Here is an 11,463-nt window from a genome sequence, read left to right as displayed (position 1 = left end):
TCGCCTTGAGTTTGAGCGATCCCATTTTGGCTCCGGCCCCTCCCCGGGCATAGATCGCCTTGATTCCTCCCATGATTCCGGAGCAGAGAACCAGGTTTTCGCCTGCACTGGTGATGCGGGCCATGGCCATGTCCTTACGCTCGGTGCAGGAGAAGTCTTTCTGTACCGCCTCGGTGAAGTCTATGTTGTCCATGCCGAGATAGGACGTGGCGTCATGAAAGGTGACCCCGCCGTCCGCAATCTGCAGGAGGCTCCAGTCGCTCTGCTTGCCGTAGAGGACGAGGTGGTCGAAGCCGTGTTGTTTGAGAAAAGTGGGAAAGGCGTCGCCGCAGTTGCTGTCGAGAAGGGCGTAGCTCTCGGGGGAAATGCTGCTGACGTTGCCGCGCGTCCCCGTCGGAACGGCTCCGGTCAGTGCGCCGCTGCCGAAAATAAGAGGAACCTGCGGATCGAGCGGAGCCACTCCATCCAGCAGCAGGTTGTAGAGGAGGTACATGTTTCCGCCTCGGTTGGTGAGAAAGGTGCGGAAAACCTCCTTGCCAAGGTACTTGGAAAAACATTCCCTCCGTTCCAGGTCAACGAACAGTACCGCCCCCTGGGTCGGATATTGGGGGCGCTCGTGCATCCGCGCCGCGAGTTGTTCAACCTTTTCCCTGATGCCCATGATCACCTCTCCTGCTGATTGTTGACGGCGTTCTCTGTCCCGTTTTCGGATTGAACTCCCTTTGCTCTCTTGCCCTCAATGTCAAAACTATCTAGTATGCAAGACAGTAGAGCACGTGCCGGATGTTCCAATCGAAACCCTTCTTCTTCCCTGAGGCCACTTTTAAAGTGGCTTTGCATGGGTTTCGGCTGGACCGATTGGCGCGGGAGGATGCCTCTTCTTTTAATCTTGTATGCAAGATATCATGAGACCTCAAGCACGTCAAGTCCCCAAATAAAGATCCGGCAAGGGGAGATCGTTTTGCATTTCGTCCTGCCGGTACGTCGCTGTGCCGGCGGAGCACTGAGGTCTCGCTGGAGAATACTCCGGGACGACGGATAAAATTCTCATTGATGATTAAAGCGGTATTGTGGTAGGTCTTTACGAAGAGGAGGCCTGACCAGAATCGGGCGCGGGGAACTCGTGCCCGGCGAGCCGCAAGGGCCGAGCGCCTTCCTTCTCATAACTGCAAGAGCTGGAGGTTGAATCCGTATGACTGGAACTGAAGGGCAGACGCCCCGCAAGCTGAGGATTGATTTCCACGTTCACCTGGCTATGTATACCCAGCATCGTCCATGGGTCACCGAGTGGATGAAGCTGACTCGCCCGGTCCACTATGAGGACTTTATCGCACAGTACAGCGACCCTGGGGCTTTCGAAGAACTTCTGGAGCAGGAAGGGATTGATTATGCCTGCGTTCTGGCAGATCTCTGTCCGGTGACTACGGGCGTATGCACCAACGAACAGGTGCGCGATTTCTGCAGGGGAAAGAGAAGGCTGATCCCCTTTTGCGACCTCAACCCCCATCTCTTCACCGACCTGGGGGAGGAGCTGCGGCGGAAGGTCGAAGATGAAGGTTTCAGGGGGGTGAAGCTTTATCCTACCTATCAGCAATATTATCCGAACGATCCAAGGATTTATCCTCTGTATCAGGCGGCTCAGGATTTGGGGATCCCCATCCTGGTCCACACCGGATCGTCTGTTTTCAAGGGGGCCCGGCTAAAATTCGGCGATCCCCTGTACCTCGATGACGTGGCCGTCGATTTTCCCCGCCTTAACCTGGTTATGGCTCACTCGGGGAGGGGGTTCTGGTACGAACGGGCCTTTTTCCTCTCCAGACACCATCCCAATCTCTACATGGAACTTTCGGGGCTGCCGCCCTCCAGGCTGCTGACCTATTTCCCCGAATTGTCCAGGAACACGGACAAGGTGATCTTCGGCAGCGACTGGCCTGGCATGGTCTCGATTCGACGCAATATGGAGGTGATCTCTGATCTGGGTCTGTCTGCGGAGGGATTGGAGAATGTTTTCGGCGGGAATGCCGCCCGATTACTGCGCCTTTGAATTTACGGCCGAGAGAAGGGGGTGGCTTGGCGGCGCCATCAAGGTTGCTGCTTTTCCCTGGCGCGCTGACGGGTGTTGTTGATAGCTGTCTCCAGGGTGATCGTATCGAGGACCGCCTTGGTGAGGTCGTCGATCTCGGCGGTAATGCTTTTAAGTTCCTCCACGACGGGTGCGCTTGCCTGGCTCCCCTGGTCCGGCACATCAAGTTCCGATTCGAGGGTCTCGAATATTTGAATGACGTCCAGCAATGTCGTTCGATTTACGGTTCCGGCGAACTTATACCCGCCCCCGGCGCCGCGCACTGCCTGAACCATTCCCGAGCGTACCAGGGTACGCAGCACTTTCGCCAGATGATGGGTTGAGATCTTGTATTTATCGGCGATGTCAGTGGTCGAGAGCTGGCGTTCGCGGTCGCTGGCCAGTTCGAGTACGGCAAATAGGGCATACAGGCTTGCCTTGTTAAGCTTCATTGCAGGGTCCACTCTGAGGTAAGTTCGCAATATCGATCTATTGCAAAAAGGTTAGCTGAGACTCCTGAAACCTTTAAATCTCTTTTTCGAGTTCGACATATCGACCCGTGCGCAATCCCTGGCTGCGAAAGAACGACAGGGTCAGTTTATTGTCGCGATCCACCATGGTACGCACTGTCGTGATGCCAACCTGCTTCAATCGTTTACATATTTCCTCGAACATTTTCTGGCCGATTCCCATCTCGCGTGCTTGGTCCGAGACGGTGAGCGCAAAAACCCAGCCACACGGAGGCGAACCAAATTCCCAGGCCCGGACCTCCCCGATGATGAAACCGACAGGCAAGGCGTGAGTTTCTGCAACGAGGAAAAAGCGATCGTCTCTTCCCCCTCCAACGTACCGATCGAAGATTTCGCGCCAATAAGCCGGCTTTTCTTCCTGGGTCGTCGTCTCATCTAATGAAATCACGGCATCGAGGTCGGCCGGGACGGCATTCCGGATGAAGATCTGATCAGTCATTTCGATATCCCATCAAACAATTCTGCCTCTGCGGTGCTCTGGGCGCACATTACGTCAGTTGTTCCCGGGTGGCCTTTTGAAAAAACATCGTACCGGCTTACCACAAGAGTGGCCAAAATACAAGGCTTTTCCTTTGGCTTCCCTTTGCGGAGCCAGGCATTCTTCTTGAAAAGCGGATCGGAGAATTTTAAAGGCAGAGGCTCGCGTCCCCGAGGGGTGGAGATCTGAAAGGGGTAACTCTTGGAGCTGAAGCAGCAGTGAGGAAGGAGGGGTTGGAGGAGAGGTGTGCTACGGTTCCGTTAAGCCGTAGCCACCCTTCCACCTTCTGTTGCTTGAAGACTCACGCCTGAATTTCCAGACGATAGTCGAATTCGACTTTCAGTTCCTGGCGATCACGACCACCATTGGGTTCCCAGTTGGCCCGGAAACTCGGGTTGGTGCTCGCATACTCCATGGCTATGGATTTCAGGTCATCGAGACTGTCACTCTCATGGAGAATGATGGGCCGTGAATCGGATCTGCTGCTTTTCAGAAAGCAGAGAAGTTTCATTGTCTGCTCCTTGGTGAAGCCGGGACACTTTACGTGTTTTTATCCCAGATGATGTTTTTTAAATGGCCCGAATGGTAAAATATCCTTTGTCTGCTATGCGAAATTTACAAAAGAACCTGGTAATTGTCAAGGGGAACTTCAGGGGACTTTCATCGGCGTGCAGGGTGAGGCAATTAGGCGTCGAAGCGGACCCGAACCTGCAACCCGGAGGCTAAACCACTGAACTTCCAATTTCAGATGGTATATTTAATGGGGTACATCTGCCTCATCGCGGATTGCTCTTCGAACGAAAGGGTTTTCCATAAGCTCAACGTCAGTTTTTTACACGGTCGTTCAATATTTTGCACAATGAGGCATTGATAACACCTGTATAAAGTAAGGTGGTACTCTTATTCCAATTTTTTTATATAATGAAATCGAATAGTTGTGAAATATATTTAAATAGGTCAGAAATTCTGGGTGGTGATTTTGCAGGACACTGTGCTAAACTTTTTAGAACAATATTTTATAGACTTCCGATGTGCTCGGAAAGACTCTGCGGCGGCGGGGGCCAATGTGCCATCGGAAAGCCGCGAATCAGGAGAACGCTATGCAAAATCACACTGTGGAAGTAAATGCCGGGGATAAATCCGGGTTGAACTTTGCCCCGGTCTTCAATGTTGCTGTTCCTTTTGTCGACCGCCACCTGCGAGAAGGGCGAGCTGACAAAGTCGCGATCAGGACCAATCATGGAGAGGAAGTTACTTACCGAGAATTGGCTGAAAACGTCAATCGCTGCGGTAATGCTCTTCTTGCTCTGGGGATCGGCCGAGGCGAGCGCGTCATCATGATTATAAAAGACTGCCCCGAATTCTTTTATGTCTTCTGGGGTGCCATCAAGGCCGGTCTGATTCCGGTCCCTGTCAATACTCTGCTGCGCGCCAAGGATTATGCCTACATCATTGCCGATTCCGGTTGTACTGCGGTCATCTACTCGCCTGAATTCGCCGGAGAGATCGATGGCGCTCTGTCACAGGTTGCAGTCAAGCCGCACTGTCTTTTGACTGAAGGCAGTGAAAGTCTGCAGGGTTTGCTCCGTAATGCCGCCACCGATCTGGAACCGGCGCCGACCACGGCCGAAGATGACGGCTTCTGGCTCTACTCCTCAGGGTCGACAGGAAGTCCGAAGGGTGCAGTGCACCGTCACCGCGATATGGTGGTGACCAGCCATTTCTATGGGGTCGAGACGCTTGGAATCCGCGAAGACGATATCTGCTTTTCCGCGGCTAAGCTCTTTTTCGCTTACGGTTTGGGCAACGGCATGACCTTCTCCCTCTGGGTCGGCGCCAGTACGGTTCTTGATGATTCCCGGCCCACGCCGCAATCGACTTTCAAGACCATAGAACGGTTCAAGCCCACCCTGTATTTCGGGGTTCCGACTCTCTACTCAGCCCAGTTGCAGGCATTGGAAACAGAACGGCCTGATCTCTCGTCGATTCGACTCTGCGTCTCTGCCGGTGAGGCCCTTCCTGCCGATATCTTTAATCGCTGGAGGAAGCAGACCGGATTAGTCATCCTCGACGGCATCGGCTCCACCGAGGCACTGCATATCTTCATCTCCAACCAGCTTAACGACATCAAGCCGGGCTCCAGCGGAAGAGCCGTACCTGGCTACCAGTTGCGCATTACCGATGACGAAGGAAAGGAAGTGCCTCGGGGGGAGAGCGGCCGGCTCTGGATCAAGGGCGACTCGACCGCTCGCTGCTATTGGAACAATCCGGAGAAGAGCGCCCGGACCATGGTCGATGGCTGGCTCGACACGGGCGATACCTATGTGCAGGACGAGACCGGATACTACCATTATTGCGGACGCAATGACGACATGCTGAAGGTCGGGGGGATCTGGTGCTCGCCCTTCGAGATCGAGGCCAAGCTCATCGAGCATCCCCAGGTCCTGGAAGTGGCGGTGGTGGGGCATGCCGACGGAGCCGGGCTTATTAAGCCCGAGGCCTTTATCGTCCTTAAAAATCCGGCCGATGCCGGAGAAGCTCTCGAGGCGGACCTGCTGGATTTTTGTAAAAAAGGACTGGCTCCCTACAAATATCCGCGGTGGTTCCGGTTCGTCCCTGAATTGCCCAAGACGGCCACGGGCAAAATCCAGAGATTCAAGCTGCGGACCGGATCCTCATCCTCGGGTTCGGAGGATAAGGCATCTCAAGTCCTATAGCTACAGCGGATTCCGCCGCTCTTCCATGATCAGCTGCATCTATGTTCAATACAAAAGCATTGCAAGCTAAGCGGCCGGTTAGCCTTCCTGACATCCTGTCAGGCTGAGCGACCGACAACAATAGCCATGTGGAGGATTCAAGATGAGCAACGAGGAAAAAAAGGGGATCACCAGACGCGATTTGATTAAGGGTACGGCGGCTACGGCGGGATTGGCTGCGGCATCGCTCTTCGTGCCGCCGCGGTTCGCCATCGGCGCTCAGGCTAAGGTCAAAGTCGGTTTCCTGCTCCCCTATACCGGCACTTATGCCAAACTCGGCACCTTCTGCCGTGATGCCCTCAAGCTGCGCCTTGCCGAGGCAGGCAACAAACTGGGAGGACGGGAGATCGAGTTCATCGATGTCGACAGCGAGGCGAATCCGGCCAAGGCGCCGGAGCTGACCAACCGGCTGATCAAGAGGGACAAGGTCGATTTCCTGATCGGACCGGTGCATTCCGGAGTCGGCATGGTCATGGTCAAGATGGCCCGAGGCGATCAAGGTCCCATTACGGTTGTCACCAATGCCGGCGCCGACCAGTTGACCGGTTCCCTCTGCGCCCCGAACATCTTCCGCACCTCCTTTTCCAGTTACCAGATGGGCTACCCGGGCGGACCGGTGATGCTGGAAGACGGCCACAAACGGGTGGCCCTGGTGTACTGGAACTATGGTTTCGGCAAGGAAGTCGCCGCCGGCTTCAAGGAATCTTTCCTGGCGGGGGGCGGCACCCTGGTCAAGGAGATTGCGACACCCTTCCCGGAAGTGGACTTCCAGGCCTATCTGACGGAGCTTGCCGCCCTCAAGCCGGATGCGATCTACACCTTCTACGCCGGCGGCGGCGCTGCCAAGTTCGTCAAGGACTTTGCTGCTGCCGGGCTGAAGGATTCCATCAAGCTCTACGGGGCCGGTTTCATCACCGAAGGGGTACTGGAAGCCCAGGGCGCAGCCGCTGAAGGAGTGCGCACCGTCCTGCACTACGCCGATACCCTGGATATCCCAGAGAATCATAAGTTCCGGGCCGCCTTCAAGAAGGCCACCGGCCAGGAGGCCGACGTCTATGCCGTCCAGGGTTATGATGCCGGGGAACTCATCCTCCGGGGAATGGACGCGGTCAAGGGGGATACCGGTGCCCGAGCCGAAATGATCCGGGCCATGGAGAAGGCCGAAATCGCCAGTCCGCGCGGCAAGCTGCGTTTCTCCCCGTCACACAACCCGATTCATGATATCTACCTCCGGGAAGTGGTCAAAGGGGAGAACCGTGTCATCCGGGTCGCCGCAAAGGATCAGTCTGATCCGGCCGAAGGGTGCTCGATGTAAGCTTTTACCGTGAATGAAAGCCGTTCCATCCCGCCCGACGCACATCCGGTGCGTCGGGCGGATAAAAATAATCCTGAAGAGATAGATAATGGAAATTTCTTTTTACCTGGTTCAACTCCTCAACGGAATCCAATACGGCTTTCTGCTGTTCCTGGTCGCCAGCGGCCTGACCCTGTTGTTCGGGATCATGGGGATTATCAATCTGGCCCATGGCTCCTTCTACATGATCGGGGCCTACCTGTCCTACTGGTTGTCCGGCATGACCGGCAGTCTCTGGCTCGGCATCCTGCTGGGACTCCCCCTGGCCCTGATCCTCGGGTATGCCGTGGAGCGTTTCGCCATTTCCTTTCTGTATCGGCGGGACCATCTCTATCAGGTTCTGCTGACGTTTGCCCTGATTCTCGTCTTCAACGAGCTGCAACGGATCCTCTGGGGAAACAATGTTCACGGAGTGGCGATACCGGCGGCACTTGCCGGTTCGATCCCCCTGACCGAGAACCAGGTGTACCCCGTCTATCGCCTCTTCATATCGGCGGCCTGCATCGTTATTGCCGCTGCCATGTACTGGGTGATCCAGAAGACCCGCCTGGGGATGATGATCCGGGCAGGGTCCAGCAACCGGGAGATGGTGCAGGCCCTCGGCATCGACGTCAATCGCCTGTTCGCCATTGTTTTCAGCCTGGGTGTGGCCCTGGCCGCCTTCGCCGGGATGCTGGCGGCGCCGGTGGACTCGGTTTATCCGGGAATGGGTGAAAACATCCTGATCATCTCCTTCGTGGTGGTGGTCATCGGCGGCACCGGCTCTATCAAGGGGGCCTTCGTCGGCGCCATGCTGATCGGGCTGGTGAGCACTTTCGGCAAGGTCCTGCTCCCTGAAATGGCCAGTATGGCAGTCTATGCGATGATGGCCGTGATTCTGTTGTGGCGGCCTCAAGGGCTGTTCGGAAGGGCGGTCTGAGATGCTGTCGATGAGACGTTACCTGCCGTTGCTGCTGGCGCTTCTGATCCTGGCGCTGGTTCCCCTGTTTCTTTCCGGTTTCTATGTTGGATTGGTGAGCCGGATCCTTATTCTTGCCATCTTCGCGATGAGCCTTGACCTGCTGATCGGCTTTACCGGTCTGGTCAGTTTCGGTCACGCCGCTTTTTACGGGATTGGTGCCTACACGCTGGGCATCGCATTCCAGAATGCCGAAGTCATCCATCTATGGCAGGCGCTTCCCCTTTCCCTGGCGGCCGCGGCCCTGGCGGCCCTGGCGATCGGTTGGATCAGCGTCCGCACAACCGGCATTTATTTCATCATGATCACCCTGGCCTTTGCGCAGATGTTCTTCTATTTCTTCTTCGAGTCACCCCGCTTCGGCGGCGATGACGGCATCTTTCTCTTCCTGAAGCCGGTGCTGATGCTCGGCTCCGAAGATCTTCTCGGACTGGATAAGGATAGCCATTTTTATTATTTCACCCTGACTTGCCTGGTGGTCGCTTTCCTCTTCCTGAAGATGATCCTGCGCGCCCCCTTCGGACGGGTCATCACGGCGATTCGCGCCAATGAACATCGGGTGCAGGCGCTGGGATATGCCACCAATCGGTATAAGCTCGTGAGCTTTGTTCTTGCCGGCACCCTGGCGGGACTGGCGGGATTCCTGGAGGCGGCCCACACCGGGTATATCAATCCGGCTTTTTTGAGCTGGCATGAGTCCGGCATCGTCATTGCGATCGTCATTCTCGGTGGCATGGGAACGCTTTATGGTCCGGTGCTCGGCGCCTTCGCAGTTGTCCTGTTGCAGAACTTCCTCCCGGAACTGACCCCGCACTGGCAGCTGCTGTTCGGCGGCATCATCATCGCCGTGGTCCTTTTTCTCCCCCACGGAGTGGCCAGTCTCTTTCCCAAGGTCGCTGACTTGGGGCGGGGGTGGATCGGCGGGAGTCCGACGTCGGCCAAAAAGGTTGATTCTCACAAGGAGGCGCAGCCATGAGTGAAACGATCCTGCGAACTCAGCGGCTGAGCAAGAGTTTCGGCGGACTGATTGCCACCAACAATGTCTCGCTCGCCTTCGAGCGTGGCCAGGTGCATGCGATCATCGGACCGAACGGCGCCGGCAAGACCACCCTGATCAACCTGCTCTCAGGTGATCTGTTGCCGAATGACGGCGCCATTCTTTTCAAGGAGCGGGACATCACCCGTCTGCCGCCTGACCAGGTCTCGCAACTCGGGATCGGCCGCAGCTATCAGAAAACCAACATTTTCTCTCAGTTCACCTGCTATGAGAACTGCTGGGTGGCCGCGCAGTCGCGACTCAATACCTCGATGCGCTTTTTCCGTCCCGCTTCTCGCCTTAGAGACGTGCGGGAGCGCACCGAGCGGGCACTGGAACTCTGCGGCCTCGGCAAACGCTGTGAGACCGTGGCCGCAGCAATGAGCTACGGTGAGCAGCGGCAGCTGGAGATCGGCATGATGCTGGCCACAGAGCCTGAACTGCTGCTGCTGGATGAGCCTCTTGCCGGCATGGGGAGCGAGGAGTCGAAACAGGTCATCACTCTTCTGCGCCGTCTGGCCGAGGATCATACGCTGATTCTTATCGAACACGATATGGACGCGGTCTTTTCCATTGCCGACCGGCTGACTGTCATGGTCAATGGCCGGGTGCTGGAAACGGGGACGGTTGATCAGATCCGCAGCAGTCAGGCAGTGCAGGAAGCCTATCTGGGCGTGGAGGAAACGGAGGAAACGGCGCAGTGAAAGAAACAGCGAGCAACCCGATCATCGAGGCCCGCGAGATCCATACGTACTATGGGGACAGTCACATCCTCCATGGCATAAATTTCAACGTTTCCGCAGGGGAAACAGTGAGCCTGATGGGGCGCAACGGAATGGGAAAAACGACCCTGCTGCGCTCTCTGCTGGGGCTGACGCCTCCTCGGCGGGGGACGGTCAAGGTCTTCGGACGCGACATGACCGGAGCGCCGCCCCAGAAGATCGTCCGCCAAGGGATTGCCTTTGTCCCCGAGGACCGTGGCATCTTCCCCAAACTCACGGTGCGGGAAAATCTGGTCATGGCCGCCCGGCAGGGACCCAATGGCCGCCGGGAATGGGATCTGGACCGGGTGTTGGATACCTTTCCCCGCCTGGCACAGCGAATGACCAACATGGGAAACCATCTCTCCGGCGGAGAGCAGCAGATGCTCACTGTCGGCCGGGCGCTGATGACCAATCCCGATCTTATTCTTCTCGATGAAGCCACCGAGGGACTGGCGCCGCTGATCCGGAATGAAATCTGGTCGGTTGTCCGCCAGATCAAGGAGAGCGGCATTGCCTCGGTCATCGTGGATAAGGATCTGAAGGCGCTGCTCGGCGTGTCCGACCGGAACATCATCATCAGCAAGGGCAGGATTGTTTTTGAAGGAAGTTCGGAGGAGTTGGCCTCCAATCCGGAAATACACAAACAGCACCTAGGAGTATAGGGCCGAGCCCCGGAGATCGATCGCCATGGCTTTGAAAGAAATACTTGTTCATCTCGATCATACCCCTGGCTGTCATGCCAGATTGGATGTCGCCATTTCTCTGGCGCACAGACACCAGGCCCATCTCACCGGTCTTTACGCAACGGAAAGTACTTACCATTCACCCTACCGGCCCAATGCCAGCCCAGAGGTGAAGACGGAAACTCTTTTCCATGAAAGAGCCGCTCGGGCAGGTGTGGCAGCCGTTTGGCTCAGCGGTACTGCGGAAGAGTCTTTAATCGAGGTCAGCGAAAGGGTGATCCTCCAGGCTTATTACGCCGACCTGGTGGTTGTCGGTCAGACCGAGATCAGTTCCGGCCATCCCTTCAATCCCGAGCAGGTTGCCCTGGGAAGCGGTCGCCCGGTTCTGATCGTTCCGCATAAAGGAGAATTCAAAACGGTCGGCGATCGGATCATGGTGGCCTGGCGACGCGGAAAGGCCTCTTCCCGGGCTGTCAACGATGCTCTCCCCCTGATGAAGCACGCCCGGCAGGTCAACGTCGTCAGGGTGAATCCTCAGGGGGGGGATTTTGAAAATGATGTCGTGAACCTGCAAACCTATCTCGAGCGTCACGGGATACATTCCCTGGCTGACAAGCTCAGGTCGGACGATATCCGCGTCGGGGATTTGCTTCTCAACCAGGCGTGCGATCTGGGCGCCGATCTGGTCGTGATGGGGATCTTTCCCTCCGGCAGAATCGGAACCGCCGGTTCCGGACCGGTCGCCCGTTATTTCCTCGAACACATGACCATTCCGGTTCTGGTGTCCGGGTAGCAGGCTGATGAAAAAGGAAAATCACTTTTCCGACACCCCAGGGATAGAA

General features: G+C 56.4%; 12 protein-coding genes. 8 read left to right on the top strand and 4 right to left on the bottom strand.

Annotation, left to right across the window (positions count from 1 at the left end; translation table 11 throughout):
- Positions 1–661 (bottom strand): aldehyde ferredoxin oxidoreductase N-terminal domain-containing protein (locus tag DTF_RS27205; RefSeq protein ID WP_304412861.1); only part of this gene is annotated, 661 nt, incomplete at its 3' end.
- A gap of 531 nt (positions 662–1,192) precedes the next feature.
- On the opposite strand from DTF_RS27205, the gene DTF_RS0110190 reads away from it, so the two are divergent.
- Positions 1,193–2,044 (top strand): amidohydrolase family protein, encoded by an 852-nt coding sequence (locus DTF_RS0110190; RefSeq protein ID WP_035056702.1) that lies wholly within the window; start codon positions 1,193–1,195, stop codon positions 2,042–2,044.
- A gap of 38 nt (positions 2,045–2,082) precedes the next feature.
- Here the strand turns inward: DTF_RS0110190 and DTF_RS0110185 are convergent, their stop codons facing one another.
- From DTF_RS0110185 to DTF_RS0110175, 3 genes are all read right to left on the bottom strand, one after another.
- Positions 2,083–2,514: an Rrf2 family transcriptional regulator gene (locus DTF_RS0110185; protein ID WP_027715238.1), complete on the bottom strand. Its 432-nt coding sequence runs from the start codon at positions 2,512–2,514 to the stop codon at positions 2,083–2,085.
- Between the two features lie 73 nt (positions 2,515–2,587).
- The gene (locus DTF_RS0110180; protein WP_027715237.1) at positions 2,588–3,031 is read right to left on the bottom strand and encodes a GNAT family N-acetyltransferase; all 444 of its coding nucleotides are present in this window, start codon (positions 3,029–3,031) and stop codon (positions 2,588–2,590) included.
- A 340-nt stretch (positions 3,032–3,371) separates the two neighbouring features.
- Entirely contained in the window at positions 3,372–3,581 is a 210-nt protein-coding gene (locus tag DTF_RS0110175; RefSeq protein ID WP_027715236.1) for a hypothetical protein, read from the bottom strand.
- A 589-nt stretch (positions 3,582–4,170) separates the two neighbouring features.
- On the opposite strand from DTF_RS0110175, the gene DTF_RS23000 reads away from it, so the two are divergent.
- The 7 genes from DTF_RS23000 (at position 4,171) to DTF_RS0110140 (ending at position 11,414) form a co-directional block, all read left to right on the top strand.
- Positions 4,171–5,787, top strand: coding sequence for a benzoate-CoA ligase family protein (locus DTF_RS23000; RefSeq protein WP_051361217.1), 1,617 nt, complete (start codon positions 4,171–4,173; stop codon positions 5,785–5,787).
- A 142-nt stretch (positions 5,788–5,929) separates the two neighbouring features.
- Positions 5,930–7,141, top strand: coding sequence for an ABC transporter substrate-binding protein (locus tag DTF_RS0110165; RefSeq protein ID WP_027715235.1), 1,212 nt, complete (start codon positions 5,930–5,932; stop codon positions 7,139–7,141).
- 88 nt (positions 7,142–7,229) lie between these two features.
- Positions 7,230–8,099, top strand: coding sequence for a branched-chain amino acid ABC transporter permease (locus DTF_RS0110160; protein ID WP_027715234.1), 870 nt, complete (start codon positions 7,230–7,232; stop codon positions 8,097–8,099).
- A 10-nt stretch (positions 8,100–8,109) separates the two neighbouring features.
- Positions 8,110–9,114: a branched-chain amino acid ABC transporter permease gene (locus DTF_RS22995; protein ID WP_081702923.1), complete on the top strand. Its 1,005-nt coding sequence runs from the start codon at positions 8,110–8,112 to the stop codon at positions 9,112–9,114.
- Positions 9,111–9,878 (top strand): ABC transporter ATP-binding protein, encoded by a 768-nt coding sequence (locus tag DTF_RS0110150; RefSeq protein WP_027715233.1) that lies wholly within the window; start codon positions 9,111–9,113, stop codon positions 9,876–9,878. Before DTF_RS22995 ends, DTF_RS0110150 begins: the two co-directional genes overlap by 4 nt.
- Positions 9,875–10,600, top strand: a complete 726-nt coding sequence (locus DTF_RS0110145) for an ABC transporter ATP-binding protein (RefSeq protein WP_027715232.1) — start codon at positions 9,875–9,877, stop codon at positions 10,598–10,600. The genes DTF_RS0110150 and DTF_RS0110145 overlap by 4 nt, the downstream gene beginning before the upstream one ends.
- Positions 10,601–10,625: 25 nt before the next feature.
- A complete protein-coding gene (locus DTF_RS0110140) occupies positions 10,626–11,414 on the top strand; it encodes a universal stress protein (protein WP_051361215.1) in 789 nt (262 codons plus the stop codon).
- The last annotated feature ends 49 nt before the right edge of the window (positions 11,415–11,463 follow it).

The organism is Desulfuromonas sp. TF, assembly GCF_000472285.1.
Lineage (GTDB): Bacteria > Desulfobacterota > Desulfuromonadia > Desulfuromonadales > ATBO01 > ATBO01.
This window is presented reverse-complemented; position numbering and strand designations above follow the sequence as displayed.

Coding starts and splice junctions, on each gene's coding strand:
- DTF_RS0110160 (WP_027715234.1), top strand. CDS start 7,230: ATGGAAATTTCTTTTTACCTGGTTCAACTCCTCAACGGAATCCAATAC.
- DTF_RS0110140 (WP_051361215.1), top strand. CDS start 10,626: ATGGCTTTGAAAGAAATACTTGTTCATCTCGATCATACCCCTGGCTGT.
- DTF_RS23000 (WP_051361217.1), top strand. CDS start 4,171: ATGCAAAATCACACTGTGGAAGTAAATGCCGGGGATAAATCCGGGTTG.
- DTF_RS0110165 (WP_027715235.1), top strand. CDS start 5,930: ATGAGCAACGAGGAAAAAAAGGGGATCACCAGACGCGATTTGATTAAG.
- DTF_RS0110190 (WP_035056702.1), top strand. CDS start 1,193: ATGACTGGAACTGAAGGGCAGACGCCCCGCAAGCTGAGGATTGATTTC.
- DTF_RS0110180 (WP_027715237.1), bottom strand. CDS start 3,031: ATGACTGATCAGATCTTCATCCGGAATGCCGTCCCGGCCGACCTCGAT.
- DTF_RS22995 (WP_081702923.1), top strand. CDS start 8,110: ATGAGACGTTACCTGCCGTTGCTGCTGGCGCTTCTGATCCTGGCGCTG.
- DTF_RS0110150 (WP_027715233.1), top strand. CDS start 9,111: ATGAGTGAAACGATCCTGCGAACTCAGCGGCTGAGCAAGAGTTTCGGC.
- DTF_RS0110175 (WP_027715236.1), bottom strand. CDS start 3,581: ATGAAACTTCTCTGCTTTCTGAAAAGCAGCAGATCCGATTCACGGCCC.
- DTF_RS0110185 (WP_027715238.1), bottom strand. CDS start 2,514: ATGAAGCTTAACAAGGCAAGCCTGTATGCCCTATTTGCCGTACTCGAA.